This window comes from Streptomyces hygroscopicus subsp. hygroscopicus, from assembly GCF_030269125.1.
Taxonomy (GTDB): Bacteria; Actinomycetota; Actinomycetes; order Streptomycetales; family Streptomycetaceae; genus Streptomyces; species Streptomyces hygroscopicus_C.
On sequence record NZ_BSSM01000006.1, the window covers coordinates 82,036 to 101,608 of the forward strand.

Consider the following 19,573-nt stretch of genomic DNA (forward strand, 5'->3'; position numbering starts at 1 on the left):
TGATCATTCCCCGCGGTGACCGCCGTCGACCCGGTTTTTTCCCCACGGGGTGGTGTCGAAGGCCACGAAGCGCAGTTCGGAGGTGTAGCGGAGGCCCTGGTCGTCGGTGAGCCAGCTCTGTTCGGGGGTGGGGAGCATCTCGGTGAACGTGGCTGTGGCGGAGGGGTCCTTGCGGGAGAGCCGGCGCAGGGCCTTGGCGAGGATCGTGACGTAGACGGGGCTGTCGAAGTCGACGTAGAAGGGGCGGGACTCGGTCGGGGAGACGACGAAGACGTAGCGGGGCAGGCCCAGCCGGGTGCGCCACCGACGGGCCCGCACGAAGCGGCGGGCCTCGTCCTTCTCCTCGGCGAACGCCGCGTGCGCGGCGGGCAGTCGCCAGGTCTCGCGGGCGACGACCAGGCGGTCCAGGGTGACGCGGGGGGTGTGGCCGGCCTCCGGGAGGAGCTGGAAGAGGTCCATCGACAGGGTGGTCAGGACGTGGGAGAAGACGTCCAGCGCGGGGAACGTCGAGCCGTCCGGGAGGCGGACGACGAGGTCGCCGTCCCGGCTCTCCACGAGGGCGTCGGCGCTGCGGATCGTGCGGGCGGGGTCGGCGGCGAGGTCGGCGAGGGCGACCTGGTGGTCCTGGGGGCGTACGAGGGTGTGGCGGACGCGGGCCGAGAGGCGGGCGCGGTGCTCCTTGGGGATCAGGGGCATCAGGCGGGGGGTCGGATGGTCGCGGTCGGTCAGTGCGAGGAGTCCCGCGACGTCGGGGTGCTGGTGGGTGAAGAGGGAGGCGCCCAACGTGTTGGAGGCGATGTGGAGTTCGCCGAGGACGAGGGTGAAGTCGCCGCGTTCGACCGACTCCGTGCCGTCGGCGGCGATCAGCACGTCGGGGCTCAGGTAACGGGCCGTCGTCCAGCCGTCCCCGCCGGACGCGAACCGCTCTCGTACCGCCGTCCCGATGTCGGCCGTTGCCACGGTCACCCGGCGGGCGCCCTCCGGGACCGCCAGGATCTGCTGCCAGCGGCCGGCGAACTCGCGTTGCAGTGCGGCGGCCTTGGCGCGAGCGGCGCCGTGCAGCACCGGCAGGCACGCGAACCAGAAGGAGGCGAGGTCGACCGGGCCCTCGGCGGCCAGGCGGTCGTGGACGCGGCGGGTCTCCTCCCGGACGGTGGCGGCCAGCTCGGAGGTCAGCCAGGCGGCGCTGTCCATCAACAGCCGCAGCGGGCCCAGCGCTTCGAGCATCGCCGGGCCGAGGCGGGCGGTGGCCGAGCGGCGGGTGTCGGAGTACACCAGCGAGCGGCAGGGTGCGGTCGAGGCGGACTTCTCCCGTACGGCGGCCGTGGCGGTCAGCTCGGTGAAGTCCTGTTCGAGTCCGGCGAGGGCCTGGACGAGCGTGTCCACGTCGGTGGCCGCGGCGACGCGGGCGCGCCCCCGTTCCAGCCGGTCCAGCGCCTCCAGGCCGCGCCGGCGGGGTTCGGGCGCGCCGACGGTCTCCAGCCAGGCGCGCAGGGCCCGGTCCGGGTGGGTGTCGGCGGGTACCTCCAGCCGCCAGACCACCCAGCGGCGGGCGACCAGGTCGGCCAGGACGGCGGGGACGTCGGTGCCGGGGAGTTCGGCGGCGATCGTCCGGGCCGGCCTGGCCCCGTCGCAGCGGGCGAGGACGGCCGCCGTCTCGGCGGGCACGGGGATCGGGCGGCGGCCCGGCACCCGGACCCGGTCGCCCTCCAGCACGAGGAAGGGTACGCGCCGGGGGGCGATCCATTCGCGCAGGGCGGGGTCGGTGTCCAGGGTCTTCGCGAGTGCGTCGATGCCCCAACTCGCCCAGTAGACGGACGATTCGGCGATCAGGCCGGTCCCGGGGTCCACGGCGACGGCCGTGGTGCCCCGGTCCCAGCGGCCCCAGCCGACCGGGCCGAAGAAGCCGATGGTGTCGTTCTTCACGCAGAACCGCTGCCAGTAGTGCGCGACCAGTTCCTCGCGCTGGCGGGGCATGCTGCTGCGGCCGCCGGCGCTCGGGGTCCAGCGCAGGAACGGGGCGATCCCGGAGGCGAGCACCGGCCGGTTCTGCCAGGCCACCGCCTCCCGGAAGGCCGGCGTACGGGCGATGTCCTGCAAGGTGTGCGCGGTCTCCACGGCGGCGTCCGAGAAGAGGCGGGCGAAGCCGCTCCACTCAGGGCCGTCGAGCGGCTCGCCGGCCCCGAACTTGTCGGCCGCCTCGGCCAGTCCGGGCGGTGCGAGGCGCAGCACGCCGTCGGCGGGGAAACCCGCCCCGCGCAGGGCGAACTGCTCCCACAGCCGCCAGCGGCCGAGGGACGGCACGAGATCTTCGGTCATGGCACGGCTCTCCTTGGCGAGCGCGGGTGGACGGGCACGGGGCGGTGGACGGGACGCGGCGGGGGAACCGGTCAGGCCGCGCCGTAGTCGGCCTCGACCACCTCGGCCAGCTCCAGCGGCGTCGGGTAGGCGAAGACCAGGGAGACCGGGACGTCGGCGCCGAGGATCTCCTGGAGGCGGCCGGTGATCTGGAAGGCGGTGAGCGAGTCGCCGCCGGCCTCGTAGAAGTCGGTCTCGGCGGTGAGGTCGGGCAGGCTCAGCACGTCCCGGAAGATGTCGACGAGCAGGTCGACGGTGACGACGGGGGTGGCGGTGGTGGCGGCGTTCGGGGTCATGGCGTGTGCTCCTTCGTGTCGTTACGGGTGAGGGTGTGCGCGGGCGGGTGGTGCGGGGTGTGCAGCCGGGCGGGGGTGTTGCCGCCCGAGACGATGGCCACGGCGCGTTCGCGGCGGCCGGCGCGCAGCGCGCCGGCCAGGGCGACGGCCCCGCTGGGTTCGGCGTCGACGCCGAGGCGGTGCAGCAGGGCGGTGGCGGCGAGGATCTCCGCGTCGCCGACGGCGATCAGTTCGTCGACGCGGTCCCGGATGACCGGGTAGGGCACGGCTCCGGGGCACTGGCCGCGCAGGCCGTCCGCGACGGTGGCGGTGGCCGGGAGCCGGACCGGGTGGCCGGCGGCCAGGGAGCGGGCGTAGCGCGGGGTGAGGGCGGGCTCGACGCCGACCACGCGGACCGGGTGGCCGGTGGCGGCGAGGCAGAGTCCCGCGAGGAGTCCGCCGCCGCCGGTGGGGACGTAGACCGTCTCCGTGTCGGGGGCGGCGGCCAGCAGTTCGAGGCCGACGGTGCCCTGTCCGGCGACGACCAGGGGGTGGTCGGAGGACGGTACGAGTACGGCGTCCTGCTCGGCCGCGAGGGCGCGGGCGCGCTCCTCCCGCTCGGCCACTCCCCCGCCCACCTGAATGGTCTCGGCGCCGAGCGCCCGGATGGCGGCGGCCTTCGACGGCATCGCGCCCGCCGCGAGGACGACGGTCAGCCGGATGCCGAGCGTCCGGGCGATCCTGGCGAGGGCGATGCCGTGGTTGCCGGAGGAACCGGTGACCACCCGGTCGGCGCCCAGCGCGAGGACCGCGTTGGCGGCCCCGCGCATCTTGAACGAGCCGCCGAGCTGGAGGTGTTCGGCCTTCAGCAGCAGCCCCGTCCCGTGGGCCTCGGTCACCGGGCCCGGGAGGAGGGGGGTGCGGACGACGTACGGCGCGATGCGGGCGGCGGCGGCGAGGAGGTCGGGCCTGCCGAGGGCGTGACCGGCGGGCCCGGGGCCGCCCGGCGGGCGACCGGCCGTACGGAGGGCCGGCTCGGCGGCGGGTCCGTGGCCGCCGCGCTCATGGGTCCGCGCGGCCGTGTCGCGTTCGTACCCGCCGCGCTCATGGGCCCATCCGACCGTGTCGCGTCCGCGGCGCGTCGCGTCGGCGCCCCGCTCGGCCGTGCGGAGTCCGTGCCCGAGTCCGGCGGAGGGCAGGTCGGCGGCCACGGCTCCCCTGTCATCGGTCCCGGCCCGCACGCCGGCGGCTCCCGGCCGTGCGCGACCGGCCCCGCCCGGCGCACCCGCGGCGTTCGCCTGCGGCCGCGCGCCCGCGCCTCGCGGTTCGGACGTGCTCATACCGGCCCCCCACCCGCCAGCACCCGCCGGTCGGCCTTCCCGCCGCGTGTCGTCGGCAGGCTCTCCAGGCGGACGAAGCGGCGCGGCATCAGGTGCGGGGGCAGCGTGCGGGCGAGGTGGCGGCGGAGGGTGGCGTCCGTGGTGTCCGACAGGGCGCCGGTGACGTGGGCGAGCAGGTGCAGGCGGCCCAGGTCGTCGGTGTGCGGGGTGACCACCGCCCCGGTGACGCCGGGGTGGGAGAGCAGGGCGCCCTCGACCTCGGCGGGGTCGACTCGGTAGCCGCGGATCTTGAGCTGGCGGTCGGTGCGGCCGGTGTAGTGGAGGCCGCCGGGGCCCCACCGGCCGAGGTCGCCGGTGCGGTAGAGGCGGGCGCCGGGCGGGCCGAGGGGGTCGGGGACGAAGTGGGCGGCGGTGCGGGCCGGTCGGCCGCCGTAGCCGCGGGTCACGCCGGTGCCGCCGATGCAGACCTCGCCCACCGTGCCGTCGGGGACCGGGGCGAGGGTCGCGTCCAGGATCCGGACGACGGTGCCCGCGCGGGGCGTGCCGACGAGGTCGGTGGTGGGGTCGGGGGCGGCGGGCACGTCGTGCCGGGTGGTGGTCATGGTGCACTCGGTGGGGCCGTACTGGTTGACCAGCCGCCCGGGTACGAGACCGCGTCCGCCGGCGGCGAGGAACGGCCGCAGGGACTCCCCGCTGGAGGCGACCAGGGCGACACCGGCGAGGGGGTCGGGGAAGTCGGTCTGGCCGCCCAGGTGGGTGAGGAAGGACGGGGTGACACTGAGCAGGGCGGTCACCCCGTGCTCGCGGACGGTCGCGGCGAACTCCGCGGGCCGCAGCAGCCGGGCCCGGTCCACGATCACCAGCCGGGCTCCGGCGAGCAGCGGTACGAAGGTGTCGCGGATGGACGCGTCGTAGCCGAGCGGTGCCGTCTGCAGGGCCACGCTGTCCGGGCCGAGGTCGAACGCCCGTGCGGTGTCGCGGAGATAGGCGTCGAGACTGCCGTGTTCGACCAGGACGGCGCTGGGTTCGCCGGTGCTGCCGGAGGTGTGGCTGACGTAGGCGAGGGCCCGCGGGTCGGCGCCACGGTCCATGGCCGGGCCGTCCGCGCGCTCCTGGTCCAGCAGGACCGTCGGCAGGCCGAGCCCGAGCCCCGGAGCGAGGGCGGAGTGGGTCAGCAGCAGCCGTGCGCCGGCGCTGCGGACGAAGGCCGCCAGCCGGTCGTGGGGCTGGCCGACGTCCAGGGTGAGGAAGGCGGCGCCGCAGCGCAGCACGGCGGCCATGGCGGCGACCGCGTCGGTGCCGTGCTCGACGGCCACGGCGCAGACGGTCTCGGGGCGGACGCCGCGGGCTCGCAGCAGCCGGGCGATCTCCTCGACGCGGCCGGCCAGCCGTGCGTACGACACCTCGCCGGCCGGGGTGTCGAGGGCGACGCGCCCTGGGTGGCGCAGGGCGTGGGCGGCGATGTCGTCGGCGACCGTGCGCATCACTGCTCCCCCGCGTCGGCGACGGTCATGTCGACCGCCACGAAACGGAGTTCGGAGGTGTAGCGGCTGCCCTCGTCGTCGGTGAGCCAGGCCTGCTCCGGGGTGGGCAGCATCTCGCTGACCTTCAACCGGGCACCGGGGTCCTTGCGGGCGAGCCTGCGGGCGGCCTTGGCGAGGATGGTGAGGTACACCGGGCTGTCGAAGTCGACGTAGAACGGCCGGGGTTCGGTGGGCGAGACCACGAACACGAACCGGGGCAGCTCGTGCCGGCGCTGCCAGTGCCGGGCCTTGACGAAGCGGACGGCCTCCGCCTTCTCGTCGGCGAAGTCCATGTCGGCGACGGGCAGTTGCCAGGTCTCGCGGGCCACGGTCATCCGTCCGAGGGTGATCCGCGGGGTGTGCTCGCCGTCGGGGCGCAGGGTGAAGCGGTCCATGACCCGCTGGGTGAGGGTGTTGGCGTAGGCGTCCAGCACGTCGTACTCCGTGCCGTCGGGCAGCACCGCGGTGAGCCGGCCGGACCGGTCCTCGATCCGGACGTCGGCGCCGAGCACGGTGCGCGGGCGGTGCGGGTCGCCGGTCTGGTCGACCAGGGCGACGTAGTGGTCCTCGGGGCGGTCCAGCGAGGGCCGGCTGCGGGTGGACCACTTCAGGGGCAGCTCCTTGGGGAGCATGGGCAGCAGACGCGGGCCGGGGAAGTCGCGGGTGGTCTCGGCGAGCAGCTCGTCGCGGTCGGGGTGCTGGTAGACGAACAGGGAGGCGCCCATGGTGTTCAGGGCGCAGTGCATCTCGCCGAGTACGAGGTCCACGTCGCCGCGGGCGAGGGCGGCCTCGTCGTCGGCGATGACCAGGACGTCGGGGCTGATGTAGCGGGCCAGCGACCAGCCGTCGCCTGGCTCGTCGAACTCGCGGCGCACCCGTTCGGCCAGCTCGGCGGTGGTCAGCCGGACCCGGCGCACGCCCTCGGGCAGGTCGAGGATCCGGGCCCACTTGGCACGGAGTTCGTCCTGGGCGGCGTCGATGAGGTCGCCCGCGTCGGGGTGCGGGGAGGGCAGGGTGTTCAGCCACAGGGTGCCCAGGTCGACCGGCGAGCCGCCGGCCGCGAGGCGCTCGTAGACGGTGTGCAGGCGGGCGCGGATGGCCTCGGCGACGCGGTTCGTCATCCAGCGGGCGGACGTCAGGCACAGCTGGAGCGGTTCCAGGTGGTCCAGCAGGGCGGAGCCGGTGGTGGCGGTGGCGGCGCGCCGGGCGTCGGAGTACACCAGGCCCCGGCAGGGCGCGGTGCGTTCGCCCTTGGCGCGCTGGGCCTCGCTGTCGGTCAGCGCGGCGAAGTCCGTCTCCAGCGCGGTGATCGCGGCGGTCAGCGCGGTGGCGTCGGTGCCGGCGGCGCGCACGGCGTCCCGGCCGCGTTCCAGCACCGCGAGCCGCTCCAGCGCCCCTTCCCGTACGGCGCGGTCGGGGATGCGCTCCAGGATGGCGCGCAGGGCGCGGTCGGGATGCGTGGCGGCGGGCACCTCCAGTCGCCACTGCACCCAGCGGCGGGAGATCAGGTCACCGACGATCCTGGTCACCTCGTCCTCGGAAAGGCCCAGTTCGGCGGCGATGGCGGGCATGTGCCGGGTGCCGTCGCAGCGTTCCAGCACGGCCCGCTCGTGCCCGTCGACCTGCCGGGCCGGGCGTCCCGGGACCTGGACGGTGCCGCCCGCGCAGCGCACGAACGACACCCGGCGCGGCGCGATCCAGCGCATCAGCGCGCCGTCCGCGGCCAGGACCTTCGCCAGGGCGTCGATCGCCCAGCCGGAGAAGTACACCTCCCGAGCGGCGAGGAAGCCGTCGCCGGGGCTGACGGTGACGCCGCCCCGGTCGGCGAGGTCCCAGTGGCCCCAGCCGACCGGGCCGAAGAAGCCGATGGTGTCGTTCTTCACGCAGAACCGCTGCCAGTAGTGCGCGACCAGTTCCTCGCGCTGGCGGGGCATGCTGCTGCGGCCGCCGGCGCTCGGGGTCCAGCGCAGGAACGGGGCGATCCCGGTGCGCAGGACGGCGGGGTTCTGCCAGGCGAGCGCCGCCTGGAAGCGGGGCCGGGCGGCGATCTCCTGGAAGTGGCGGGCGGTGTCCACGGCGGCCGCCGCGAGGTCCTCGGTGAAGGCCGTCCACTCCGGGCCGCTCAGCTCGCTGCCGGGGCCGAACTTGTCGGCGGCCTCGGCGAGTCCGGGCGGGGCGAGGCGCAGCACGCCGTCGGCGGGGAAACCGGGGCCGCGGAGCGCGAACTGCTCCCACAGCCGCCAGCCTCCGCCCGGCAGCAGGACAGGTGCGTGCTCGTCCGACATCGCGTGCTCCTTCCGGAATGGGGTGCGCGGGAAATCGCGTGGCCCGGGGGTTTCCGGGATGCCGGGCGGCCCGCGACCGGACAGCACGTTCCCGCGTCGGGGCCGTTGGTCACCAGGGAAGATCCGGCAGCAACGGGCGCCACCGCTTCGGCGCGTTCGTCCCTGACCCGGCCGGGTCGCGGCGGGGCACGCTTGCGTCGCCGGACCCGGATCCGCGGCCGGCCCATCACCTGCGGGAGGTTCACCGTGACGCAACCCGACTCCGTGAACGGCACCGGCGACGATGCTCGCCCCGGCGCCGAGGACGTGTATCTCGTGGTGCGCAACGACGAGGAGCAGTACTCGATCTGGCGGGCGGACCGCGAGCTGCCGGCCGGCTGGTACCGGGAGGGCCGCAGCGGCAGCCGGCAGGAGTGCCTGGACCACATCGACGTCATCTGGACGGACATGCGCCCGCTGAGCCTGCGCCGCCGGCTCGCCGGGGCCGATGTCTGAGGTCCGGCCGGCCCCGGTGCCGGCCAGGCCGGCCAACGCGCCTCCGACGGCGCGGGCGACGGCGGTGGCCGGCGTCCTGCCTCCGGCGGCGGGCGTCGCTCCCGCGACGAGACGGCCGCGGGCGGGGGCGGGCGACGTACTGGCCCGGCCGGCGGACGGACCGCCGCCCCCCGTGCACGACGTGCCGGCGCCGGCCCCGCCCCCCGGTCCCCTGTGCCCCGCGCTCCTGGACCTGCCCGGTCCGCGGTACGCCCCGTACCCCGTCGGGCCCCGCCCGCTGCGCGGCCGGCTGGAGCTCTACCTGACCGAGGTCGGCGCCCAGGACGACCGGTCGCTGCTGCGCGCCCAGGAGTTGCTGGACGCGCAGGAGCGGGCGCGGGCCCGTGCGTTCAGGCGGGCCCGGGACCGTGACGCCTATGTGATCGCGCATGCGACGCTGCGCTCCCTGCTCAGCCCGCTGCTGGGCGTCCCGGCGGACGAGCTGCCGTTGATGCGGGAGCCCTGCGCGGGGTGCGGGAAGCCGCATGGGCGGCCGGCGCTGCGCACCTCGGGGGTGCACTTCTCGCTGTCGCACAGCGGGGACCTGGTGCTGGTGGCGCTCGCGGGCGCGCCGGTCGGGGTCGATGTGGAGGGCGTGGCCGGCGAGGAGGCGGTGCGCGGCGCGCAGTGCGCGCTGCACGCGGCGGAGGTGGCGGAGCTGGCGCTGCTCCCGGCGCGCGAACGGCAGGCGGCCTTCACCCGGACCTGGGTCCGCAAGGAGGCGTACCTCAAGGGACTGGGGACGGGGCTGGTGCGCGATCCGGCCCTGGACCACGTCGGCACGGGACCCCGGCCGGTGTCGCCCTCGCCGGAGTGGGTCCTGCGGGACGTGCTCGTCCCCGCGGGGTACGCGGCGGCCGTGGCGCTGCGACGGGAGTGAGCGGAGGGCGGGGACGGCGCACGCGAGGACGGCGGGGACCGGTCGGGCGACCGGTCCCCGCCGCGTCGTGCGCGGCCGCCGTCGAGCGGCCCGCCTTCACCACTTCCCCACGTCCGGAGCACGTCCCCCGCGCTACGATCGCCGCGTGACCGCCCCGGAACCCACCATCGTCGCCACCTCCGGAGGCCACCGCGCCGCCGCACGCACCCGGGTGCTCTTCGACTCCCTGGTCCACCACGCGGTCGACCTCAGCGGGGCGCACGGCAGACGCCCGCGCATCCTGTACGTCGGCACCGCGATCGGGGACGCCGAGCACGTCGCGGCGCGGATGGCGGAGGCGGCCCGGGTGGCGGGCTTCGACCTGACGCCCCTGCACCTGTTCCCCATGCCCAACGTCGAGGACGTCGAGGGAACGGTCCTGGACCACGACGTGGTCTGGGTGATGGGCGGTTCGGTGGCCAACCTGCTCGCCGTGTGGCGGGTGCACGGTCTCGACGCGATCATGCGGCGCGCCTGGCGGGCGGGGGTGGTGCTGGCCGGGGTGAGCGCGGGTTCCATCTGCTGGTTCGAGGGCGGCGCGACGGACTCCTTCGGTCCCGGACTGCGGCCGGTGACGGACGCGTTGGGGCTGCTGCCGTACGGCAACGGGGTGCACTACGACTCCGACCCCGGCCGGCGTCCGCTGATCCACCGGCTGGTCGCCGACGGCACGCTGCCCACGGCCCACTGCACCGACGACGGGGTGGGCCTGGTCTACCGGGGCACCGAACTGGTCGAGGCAGTGGCGGAGTTGCCGGACAAGGGCGCGTACGTCGTGCGGCGGGAGGACGGGCGGGCCGTGGAGGAACGCATCGCGCCACGGCTGCTGCCCGCCCCCCGCCGCTGACCCGCCCGTCGACGGCCGGCCCATCTCAGATCAGCCCGTGGCGGACCGCGCGCGCCACCGCGTGCGCCCGGTTGCGGGCCCCGAGCCGGGCCATGATCTCGTAGACGACGTTCTTCACGGTGTGCTCGGAGCAGTGCAGCAACCGCGCGATGTCCGCGTTGCCGTGGCCCTCCGCCATGAGCCGCAGCACGGACAACTGACGGCTCGTCAGAGAAGGTGGCCGGTCCTCGTGCGGGGCGGGTGCGCCGGGCCGGGGGCCGGTGGTCAGCAGGTGGGACAGCTCCGGGTAGGGGATGCTCGGGTGCGGCGCCCCGGCGCGGCGGACGGCCGCCCCGAGGCTCTCCTCGGTGAGGTCGGCCATCCGCAGGACGACGGCCCCGGCGCGCAGGGCCTCGACCAGCCCGGCCCGGCCCACCGTGTCGCACACCAGCAGCAGCGGGCCGGTCGGCCGCAGTCCGCGCAGGGCCCGTTCGGCGTCGTCGGCGACGATGACGGTGACGGGCCGCCCGGGGCCGGGCGCGCAGTCGAGCCCGGCGCGGCGGGCGAGTTCGCGCACCCGCTCCGCGTGCCGCGAGGGCAGGACGCGCAGGGTCGTGGTCACGCCGCCGGGCGCGGCGGCCAGCACGGGCGTCACAGCAGACCCGCCCGGAGCGCGTAGGCGACCGCGTGGGCGCGGTTGCGCAGCCGGAACCGCTGGGTGATGTCGTGCACGACGGTGGTCACGGTGCGCGGCGAGTAGGCGAGGCGCTGGGCTATCTCGGCCGTCTCGTGGCCATCGGCGACCAGCCGCAGCACCGAGCGCTCGCGGTCGGAGAGCGAGCCGCCGGCCCAGCCCTGCTCGGCCCCCTCGGAGCGGTCGAGGACCTGTTCCAGCAGGTCGGTCGGGACGGTGCAGTCGTCCTGGGCGGCGGCCAGGACCGCGTGGGCGAGCCGGGACGCGTCGGCCTCGCGGCGCAGCAGCAGGCCCCGGGCACCGGCGGCGAGGGCGTGCAGGGCGTCTCCGGAGGCGAGCGCGCCGGCCACCAGGACGACGGCGGGGCGCTGCACGTGGGCGCGGGTGGTGCGCACCATGTCGAGCTCGGCCGGGCCGAGCCGGTCCACGGTGAGGACGGCGACCCGGGCCTGGCCCGGCTCGCACACGGTGAGTTCCGGGCAGGCGAGCAGGGCACTGCGGGTGCCGGCCTCCAGGACCGGGTCGAGGGCGACCACACCGACGGGTACGGGGACTCCCATCTTCTGCTCCTTGCAAGGTCGTTCGCCCGGTGGTGAGCACCGCGGGCGGCCTGTGGGGTACGAGGCTCACCCTGCCGCCGCCGTCGGGGCGCGGCATCGGTAGTCGGTCCCCACCTTTCCGGTCCTCGTCCGCCGCCGGGAGGGGTTTCGGCCCCCCGCGGGGTCGTGCGCGGGGCGCGGCCGGAGCGTCGCCGCCCACCCGGGGTGTGCGCGGCGGCCAGGGGGGTGCCCGCTGGGGGAAGGACGCGGGGGACGGCCGTACGGGCATGGGGGGGAGCGGCCGTACCGGGGCGCGGGGACGGCCGTGGGGGCGTACGGGGGACGGTCGTACGGGTCATGGGTAGTGCGGCGCCGACCTGCGGTTTCCCCGTGCCCGGGGGTGTCCTTCCCCACCGGCGGGGAGGGGGCGCGAAGAATATGGGGGTCACTTCCCCATGTGGGGGTGGGCCGGCGTCTGCGAACTTCGTTGACGTGACTGAGACCGCCAGCCTCCCGACTCCCCGGAGCGCCGGCCTGCCGCTCGCCTGGTGGGCCCCGGCGCTTTCCCTCGCGGAGCGCCTCGCCGCCCCCGGCCGCCCGGCCGCGCCCGCCGACCCCCACGCCACCGGGCGTGCCCCCTGGGCCGCCGGGGACGCGGAGGGTTTCGCGCTGCGGCTGGCGCACCTCGGGGTGGACGGCGCCACGGCGGCGGCCCTCGCGGCCGAGCCCGCCGAGCGGCTGGCCGCCCGCACCGCCAAGCCCCGCTGGGCGGAGTACGCCGAAGCGGCCCTGGAGGCCGCCCCCGAGGAGCGCGTGGAGCCGGCCGCGGACGGCACCGGTCCCGAGGTCTTCGCCCCTGTCGTACGACCGCTCGTCGCCCCGGCCGCGGCGCGTCTCGCCCGTCTGCTGCCGGGTGTCCCGGCCGCCGAACAGGAGATCTGGCGGGGCGAGTTCGGCGACTGGCTGACGTCTCGGCTGGTGGGGCTCGCCGCCCGCACCCTCGTACGGGAGCTGGACGGCGCGCGGCGGGCCGGGCGGCTGGCGGGGGCGACACCGCGTGAGCGGTTCGCGTTCTTCGTCGCCGGTGCCGGCACCCGGCGGGGGCTCGGCGAACTGTTCGCCGCCTACCCGGTGCTGGCCCGGATGCTCGGGCAGACCGCGCTGGACGCGCTGGACGCGGCGGCCGAACTGGTGGCCCGCTTCCAGGCCGACCGCCCCGAGCTGGTCGCCACGCTCCTCGACGGCCGCGACCCGGGTGTGCTCGCCCGCGTGGAACTCGGGCTCGGCGACGCCCACCAGGGCAACCGTTCGGTGGCGATCCTGCGGTTCGCCGACGGCGCGCGGGTCGTGTACAAGCCGCGGCCGCTCGGCCAGCACGCCCTGCTGGACGAGTTGGCGGCCTGGATGGACGTGAAGGTCCCGGGTCTCGCGCTGCGCACCGCGCGCACCGTGCGCCGGGAGGGCTACGGCTGGCTGGAGTTCGTGGCGCACCGCTGGTGCCGCTCGGTGACCGAGACCGACGCCTTCTACCGCCGCCAGGGCGTGCTGCTGGCCCTGCTGTACGCGGTCGACGGCGCCGACATGCACTACGAGAACGTCATCGCCTGCGGTGACCAGCCGGTGCTGGTGGACGCCGAGACGCTGCTGCACACCGGTCTCGGGCAGGCCATGACGGCGGGCGCCGACCCGGCCGCGGACGCCCTGCACACCTCCGTGCACCGCACCTGCCTGCTGCCCCATCTGCTCATCGGCGAGCACGGGGCGCTGGACATCTCCGCGCTGGGCCGCTCCACCGACGGCACCTTCCCGAGCGAGGGGCTGCACTGGGCGGACAGCGGCCGCGACACGATGCGCGCCGTACGGGGGCCGCTGCTCAGCCCGGCCGGGCAGAACCAGCCGCTGCCCGACGGCCGCCCGCTGGACGGCGCGGACCACCGGGCCGCCCTGCTCGACGGCTTCCGCACGGCGTACGCGGCCATCGCCGCGCACGGCGGCGAACTGGTCGGTGACGAAGGACCGTTGGCGGCCGCCGCCGACAGTCCGGCGCGGCTGATCGCCCGCGCCACGCGGTTGTACGCGACCCTGCTGGAGGAGTCCACGCATCCGGCGCTGCTCGGTGACGCGCTCGCGCGGGACGGGGTGTTCGCCGTGCTGTGGACCGAGTCCGCGCACGACGAGGCACGGCGGCGGCTCATCGAGCACGAGACGGCGGACCTGTGGCGCGGGGACGTCCCCCTGTTCACCCATCGGCCGTCCGGCACAGGGGTCCGGGCGGCCGACGGGACCTGGCTGGCGGACGTGCTGCCGGAGGCGAGCCTGGCCGCGGTGCGCAAGAAGATCGCGCGGATGGACGAGGTCGACTGCCGCGACCAGGAGTGGATCGTCTCCGCGACCCTGGCCGCCCGCGGCGCCTGCGCCCCGGCGGACCGGCCGAGGTCGGCGCTCGCCGTGGCGCCCGTGCCGGCCGTCGTGCCGGACGCCTCGCGGCTGCTGGCCGCGGTGTGCGGGATCGCCGACGACATCGCCGCCCGTGCGGTACGCGACGGCGGCCGTGCCAACTGGCTGGGCCTGGAAAGGGTTTCGGGGCCGCACTGGGCGGTGCTGCCGATGGGCGCCGGGCTCGCCCAGGGTTACTGCGGGGTCGCGCTCTTCCTGGCCCACACGGGCGCGCTCACCGGCGCCGACCGGTACACCGCGCTGGCCCGCGAGGCGGTACGGCCGCTGCCCGCCCTGCTGAGGGCCCTGGCCGCCGATCCCCAGCTCAGCGCGGCGGCGGGCCCCGGTGCCTACGACGGGCTCGGCGGGATCTGCTACGCCCTGGTCCGGCTGTCGGCGCTGCTGGGCGACGCGTTGACGGACTGTCTGCCCGACGCGCTCACCGCGCTCGCCCACGCCGCGGCCGACTGCCCCGACCCGGGGCTGGCCGGCGGCACGGCCGGGGCGCTGGCCGCCGCCGTCGCCGTGCACGAGGCGACCGGGGCGCCGCGGGCGCTGGAGCTGGCGGACGCCCTGGCGGACCGGCTGTGCCAGGCGGGCCCCGTCGCGGACGCCGGTCTCGCGGACGGCGCCGCCGGGATCGGCTGGGCCCTGCTGCGGTACGCCGCCGTACGGCCGAGGCGGTCCGCTGCGCACGAGGCGGCGGGCCGGGCCCTGCTCGACGGGGCGGCCCGGCGGGTACGGGACGCGGCGGCGGACGCGTCGTGGGCGCGGGGGGCCGCGGGAGTGGCGGCCGCCGCCTCGGACCTCGGCGCCCCGCGCCCCGCCCGGAACGCCCCGGCCCCCGCCGACGGGCCCGCCTCCGCCGCGGCGCTCACCGAACCGCCCGCCCCGGCCGCCGCGTTCCGGGCCCGGCTCAGGGACGCCGAAGTGGGACCCGACCTCAGCCTCGCCCAAGGCGCCCTCGGCACCCTGGAAGCCCTGGCCGTCCTGTCCGAACGGGGCGACGCTCGGGCCGCCGAGGCCCTGACCCTGCGCACCGGCCAGGCGCTCGCGTTCGTCGAGGCCCAGGGCCACCGCTGCGCCACCCCCGACCACGTTCCCTCCCCCGGGCTGCTGACCGGTCTGTCCGGCATCGGCTACGGGCTGCTCCGCCTGGCCCACCCCGACACCGTGCCGTCCGTCCTGCTCCTCGGACACCCCGGCCGCCACGGCGACTGACCACCGCGCACCTCCTCCTCCGCCTCCACCTCCGCCTCCACCTCCGCCTCCGCCTCCGTGTCCACCGGCACGGGACCATTTGAAGGGGATCACCTCATGGACAAGAACCTCGCCTCCGCCGCCGACGCCACCGAGATCGCCGGGATCGCCGCCGACGAGCAGGACGCGGCGGGCGGCATCACCCTCAAGGGCCGCAACCGCGCCTGCGCCCGCGCCCGGGTGCTGGCCGGAATGGTCCTCACCAGCGGCATCGTCATCACGCTGAGCACCATCGACACCTCGGTCTCCGCCCCCCGGTAGGCGACGTCGGGCTCCACAAGGCGTGATGGCGCGGACCCGCCCGGCGGGTCCGCGCCGCCGTGTGTACGAGCGGAGCGGGTCGGTCCGCTCCGAGCGACCTGCCACAGGTCGCGATATTCCGATTATCATCTGCGTTCATGCGTTCCCATGCGCCTTCCCTGGTCGGGCGGGGTCCCCAACTCCACCTGCTCGAACGTGCGTTGACCGGCGCTCAGCAGGGACGCGGCGGTGTGGTCTTCCTGGTCGGAGAGGCGGGCGTCGGCAAGTCGCGGCTCGCGGCCGAGGTCGTGGGCGGCGCCCTCGACGCCGGCATGCGCGTGCTGCGCGGCCGCAGCAGCACCACGGGCCCGGCGGTGCCGTTCCGGCCGTTGACCGAGGCGCTGATGTCCCTGTTCCGCGGCGGCGCCTCGATGGACGACCTGGCCCTGGGCCCCTACCGGCCGGTGCTCGGCCGGCTGATTCCCGACTGGGACACCGGTGAGCGCGAGAGCAGCTCCATGGTCATCCTGGGCGAGGCGGTGCTCCGGCTGCTCATCGCGGCCGGCCGCGGACAGGGCCAGCTGCTGCTCCTGGAGGACCTGCACGACGCCGACCCCGAGACGCTCGGCGTCCTCGAATACCTCGTGGACAACCTGGAGTACACACCCGTCCTGCTGCTCGCCACCGTGCGCACCGACTTCAGCGACGCCCTGGACCTGGCCCAGTCCGCGCGCCGGCGCGGTGCCGCCACCCTGCTGGAGATCCCGCCCCTGACCCGGCCGCAGGCGCACGAGATGGTCGCGGCCCAACTGGGCGTGGCGGACCCGCGCGAGGTGCCCGACACGGTGCTGCGGCGGCTGTGGGAGGACAGCTCCGGCAGTCCGTACCTGGTCGAGGAGCTGCTCCAGACCATGATCGGGTCCGGCACCCTGGTGCAGGGGCCGGACGGCTGGCGGGCGATCGGGGATCTGCGCAGCGACGTGTCCTCGACACTGGCGCGGGACATCCTGCGCCGCATCGACCGCCTCGGCGCCCAGGGCCTGACCCTGCTGTCGGCCGCCGCCGTGCTCGGCCGGCGCTTCCCGCTGACGGTGCTCCAGCGGATGAGCGGCGTGGACGACCGCGCGCTGCTCAGCCATCTGCACGCGGGCGTCGCGGCCCGTCTGGTGATCCCCGACGAACCGGCCCCCGACTGGTACTCCTTCCGGCACTCCCTCACCGTCGAGGCCCTGTTCACCCAGATGACGCCGGGGCAGCGGGCGGAACTCGCGCGCAGGGGCGCGGAGGCGGTCGAGGAACTGCACCCCGAACTGGGCGGCGACTGGTGCGCGCTGGCGGCCGGGCTGCGCAGCGAGGCCGGGGACCGCGGCGCGGCGGGACTGCTGTTCGCGGACGCGGGCGGCCGGGCCCTGACGGCCGGCGCGCTCGGCTCCGCCGTGACCCTGCTCAGCCGCGCCGAGAGTCTGCTGGCCGAGGCCGGGGACGCGCAGGGGCGGGCCGCGGTCCTGGAGAACCTGCTGCCGGCGCTCGCCGAAGCCGGTGACTTCGCCCGCGCCTTCGAACTGGCCGAGGACCTCCATGTGCTGGGCGGCTCGGGACTCAGCCCCGTCCGGCTGGCCACGCTGCACGCCCGGCTGGCCAAGGTCGCGCACACGGCGGGCCGGTGGAGTGACGGCAACCGGCAGGTGGCCCGCGCCCGGGAGGTGCTGGCCGCCGCGCCGGACGAGACGACCGCCGCCACCGTCGACGTGACGGCCGCCTACCTCGCCCTCGACACCCCGGGCCCCGACCGCACCCAGCACGCGGAGAAGCTGGCCCGCTCCGCCGCCGACACCGCCGAACGCCACGGCCTGCCCGTGGTCGCCTGCCAGGCACAGGAGCTGCTCGCCACCGTGGCCCGCGAACGGGACCCCGAGGAGTCGGAGGCGATGCTCGGCCAGGCCCTCGCCACGGCGGAGCGCCATCGCCTGCCCTTGCAGCGCATGTACGCGGCCACCCGGCTGGGCGGCAACGCCTGGCTCGCCGAGGGCGACACCGCGGGCCTGCTGGCGGCGCGCGAGGAGGCGCTGCGGCTCGGCTCGGTCAACATCGTGCACACCGTCGACGGCATCCTCGTACTCGACGCCGTCCTGCGCGGTGCGTACGACACCGCCCGCACGGCCGCCGCCGAGTGCCTGGCCGTCGTACGACGGCTGCGGCTCGCGCCCGCCGTGCGGTACGTCCTGATGGCGCAGGCCGTCCTGGAGGCGCACCACGCCGACCGCGCCGGGATGGAGTCGGCGCTGGCCGCCTTCGCGGAGTGGGACGGGGCCGGTTCGCAGGAGGAACCGCTGAGCCATGGCCTGGCCCGCGCCTTCTGCGCGCTCCTGGAGGAGGACCGGGAACTGGCCCGGGAGGACCTGGGCACGGTGCTGGCGCTGGAGGCGGACAACCCCTCGACCTACCATCTCAGCGGCACCCACGGCATGGTGCTGCTGCTGGACGTGCTGGCCGGGCGCGCGGACCGCGCCCGGCACGCGGAGATCACCGCCACCGCGATGGCCCGGATGCGCTGGAACCGGCACTTCGTGCTGCTCACGGACGCCGTGCTGCTGGGCCGGGAGGGCGCGGGGGGCCGCGCGGCGCGTGCGGTCGAGGCGGCGCAGGCGGTGGCGGAGCCGTATCCGCTGGCCCGGCACCTCGGGCTGCGGCTGATCGCGGACGCGGCGCACCAGGACGGCTGGGGCGACCCGGTGAGCTGGCTGCGGCAGGCGGAGCACTACTTCCACGAGCGGGACGTCCCGGCCGTCGCGGGCGCCTGCCGGGCGGGCCTGCGCCGGCTCGGCGCCCCCGTGCGCCAGCACCGCACCGGCTCCAGCGGCATCCCGGACCAACTGCGCGCCCAGGGCGTCACGGTAAGGGAGTTCGAGGTGTTCCGGCTGCTCGCGGAGCGGCTGTCCAACAAGGACATCGCCGACCGGCTGTTCATCTCGCCGCGTACGGCGGAGAAGCACATCGCGAGCCTCGTCACGAAGACGGGGGCGGCCAACCGCGCCGATCTGTGCGCGCGTTCGGCCGCCCTGCGCGACGCCTAGCGCATCTCGCGCACCGCCCGGGACCCGAGTACCGCGAGACCCGTGAGGGCGAGCACCCCGGCGACCGCCCCGAACAGGGCGAGCGTGCCGGTCCGGGCGAGCGCGCCGCACACGATGAGCGAGAGCGGGGCGGCGGCGTAGCCGAGGACCATGTCGACCGAGATGACCCGGCTGAGCACCTCCCCCGGGATGTTGCGCTGGATCCAGCTCAGTCCGAACACCCCCTGGAAGCCGATGGCGAAGCCCATGGCCAGCACGGTCGCGACGACCGCCGGTGTGCTGTGCACCAGGCCGAGGACGGCCATCCCGGCGGCCAGCCAGCCGGCCAGACCGGCCACCAGCAGCCCCACCCGCGGCCGGCCGCCCATCGCGCCGCCCGCCAGCGTGCCGAGCATCGCGCCGCCGGCGAGGGACCCGTTGAGCACGCCCAGGGTGGCCGAGCCGCCGCGCAGCACCTGGTCGGCGAGCGTGGCGAAGCCGACCGTGAAGGGACCGGCGTAACAGAAGTTGACGGCGGTGTCGAGGACGACGACGGTTCGCAGACGGGGGTCGCGGAGGGTGAAGACGACGCCCTCGCGGATGCGGGCGCCGAGGGACGGCGGGCGTTCGGCCCCGGTGCCGTCCCCCGGTTCCGCCTCCTTCGCCGGCCCGGCCGCGCGCGGCCGGGTGGCGATGCGGGACACGCACCAGCCGCACAGCGCGAAGCACACCGCGTCGACCACGAACGCGACCGGCGCCCGGGTCAGCGCGATGACCACGCCGCCGACCGCCGGTCCGACGACGGCCGCCGTGCGCGAGCCCGCGCCCAGCAGCGCGTTGGCCGGGGTGAGCAGGCTCTCGTCCACCACGGAGGGCAGGATCGAGACCCGGGCGGGCTGGAAGAAGGCGTCCACCGCGCCGAAGGCCGCGGCCGCCGCGCACAGCATCCAGACCGTCAGGTGCCCGGTGAGACCGGCCAGCCCGACCCCGGCCATCAGGACGGCGCGGGTCCAGCTGGAGGCGATCATCAGGGTGCGGGTGGACCAGGAGTCGCTGAGGGTGCCGCCGACCAGGGTGAGCAGGGCGCGGGGTACGGCCTGGAAGGCGAGGACGTAGCCGAGGGTGAGGGTGGAGCCGGTCAGGCCGAGGGTGATCCAGGAGAAGGCGACGACGCTGAAACCGTCGCCGAGCAGGGACAACGACTGCCCCAGCCACAGGAGCCGGAAGGACCGCTGCCGGGCGGGTGCCCACAGCCGGGGACCGGCGCCGGCGAGGGTGGTGGCCATGATGT

14 protein-coding genes are annotated in these 19,573 nt (G+C 76.1%); 6 read left to right on the plus strand and 8 right to left on the minus strand.

Translation table 11 applies throughout. From position 1 onward, the window contains the following. Positions 1-3: 3 nt before the first annotated feature. The 5 genes from QSK45_RS15755 to QSK45_RS15775 all read right to left on the minus strand — a co-directional run bounded on the left by QSK45_RS15755 (position 4) and on the right by QSK45_RS15775 (position 7,781). Positions 4-2,319, minus strand: coding sequence for a lantibiotic dehydratase (locus QSK45_RS15755; RefSeq protein ID WP_285557252.1), 2,316 nt, complete (start codon positions 2,317-2,319; stop codon positions 4-6). Positions 2,320-2,390: 71 nt separating this feature from the next. After that, positions 2,391-2,654, minus strand: coding sequence for an acyl carrier protein (locus tag QSK45_RS15760; RefSeq protein WP_285557254.1), 264 nt, complete (start codon positions 2,652-2,654; stop codon positions 2,391-2,393). Further along, on the minus strand, positions 2,651-3,844 hold the full coding sequence (locus QSK45_RS15765; protein WP_285557256.1) for a threonine ammonia-lyase: 1,194 nt from the start codon (positions 3,842-3,844) through the stop codon (positions 2,651-2,653). Before QSK45_RS15765 ends, QSK45_RS15760 begins: the two co-directional genes overlap by 4 nt. A gap of 125 nt (positions 3,845-3,969) precedes the next feature. Then, a complete protein-coding gene (locus QSK45_RS15770) occupies positions 3,970-5,457 on the minus strand; it encodes an amino acid adenylation domain-containing protein (protein WP_285557259.1) in 1,488 nt (495 codons plus the stop codon). Further along, positions 5,457-7,781 carry a lantibiotic dehydratase gene (locus QSK45_RS15775; protein ID WP_285557261.1) on the minus strand — a complete coding sequence of 775 codons (2,325 nt, stop codon included), beginning with the start codon at positions 7,779-7,781 and terminating at the stop codon, positions 5,457-5,459. The genes QSK45_RS15770 and QSK45_RS15775 overlap by 1 nt, the downstream gene beginning before the upstream one ends. A 246-nt stretch (positions 7,782-8,027) precedes the next feature. On the opposite strand from QSK45_RS15775, the gene QSK45_RS15780 reads away from it, so the two are divergent. The 3 genes from QSK45_RS15780 (at position 8,028) to QSK45_RS15790 (ending at position 10,081) form a co-directional block, all read left to right on the plus strand. After that, positions 8,028-8,276, plus strand: a complete 249-nt coding sequence (locus QSK45_RS15780) for an MbtH family protein (RefSeq protein WP_395484571.1) — start codon at positions 8,028-8,030, stop codon at positions 8,274-8,276. 172 nt (positions 8,277-8,448) lie between these two features. Continuing rightward, a complete protein-coding gene (locus QSK45_RS15785) occupies positions 8,449-9,195 on the plus strand; it encodes a 4'-phosphopantetheinyl transferase family protein (RefSeq protein WP_285557262.1) in 747 nt (248 codons plus the stop codon). A 145-nt stretch (positions 9,196-9,340) separates the two neighbouring features. Then, on the plus strand, positions 9,341-10,081 hold the full coding sequence (locus tag QSK45_RS15790) for a Type 1 glutamine amidotransferase-like domain-containing protein (RefSeq protein WP_285557264.1): 741 nt from the start codon (positions 9,341-9,343) through the stop codon (positions 10,079-10,081). Between the two features lie 25 nt (positions 10,082-10,106). On the opposite strand, the gene QSK45_RS15795 is transcribed toward QSK45_RS15790, so the two are convergent. Then, positions 10,107-10,706, minus strand: a complete 600-nt coding sequence (locus tag QSK45_RS15795; protein ID WP_285557267.1) for a response regulator transcription factor — start codon at positions 10,704-10,706, stop codon at positions 10,107-10,109. A gap of 5 nt (positions 10,707-10,711) precedes the next feature. Beyond that, positions 10,712-11,314, minus strand: coding sequence for a helix-turn-helix transcriptional regulator (locus tag QSK45_RS15800; protein ID WP_285557268.1), 603 nt, complete (start codon positions 11,312-11,314; stop codon positions 10,712-10,714). Positions 11,315-11,785: 471 nt separating this feature from the next. Here QSK45_RS15800 and QSK45_RS15805 point away from each other — a divergent pair, with 471 nt between their 5' ends. The 3 genes from QSK45_RS15805 (at position 11,786) to QSK45_RS15815 (ending at position 18,303) form a co-directional block, all read left to right on the plus strand. Beyond that, the gene (locus QSK45_RS15805; RefSeq protein ID WP_285557271.1) at positions 11,786-14,950 is read left to right on the plus strand and encodes a type 2 lanthipeptide synthetase LanM family protein; all 3,165 of its coding nucleotides are present in this window, start codon (positions 11,786-11,788) and stop codon (positions 14,948-14,950) included. Between the two features lie 96 nt (positions 14,951-15,046). Further along, the gene (locus tag QSK45_RS15810) at positions 15,047-15,250 is read left to right on the plus strand and encodes a hypothetical protein (RefSeq protein WP_285557273.1); all 204 of its coding nucleotides are present in this window, start codon (positions 15,047-15,049) and stop codon (positions 15,248-15,250) included. A gap of 137 nt (positions 15,251-15,387) precedes the next feature. Continuing rightward, positions 15,388-18,303 (plus strand): helix-turn-helix transcriptional regulator, encoded by a 2,916-nt coding sequence (locus QSK45_RS15815; protein ID WP_285557275.1) that lies wholly within the window; start codon positions 15,388-15,390, stop codon positions 18,301-18,303. On the opposite strand, the gene QSK45_RS15820 is transcribed toward QSK45_RS15815, so the two are convergent. Continuing rightward, on the minus strand, positions 18,300-19,568 hold the full coding sequence (locus QSK45_RS15820; RefSeq protein WP_285557277.1) for an MFS transporter: 1,269 nt from the start codon (positions 19,566-19,568) through the stop codon (positions 18,300-18,302). The genes QSK45_RS15815 and QSK45_RS15820 overlap by 4 nt on opposite strands. Positions 19,569-19,573: the final 5 nt, after the last annotated feature.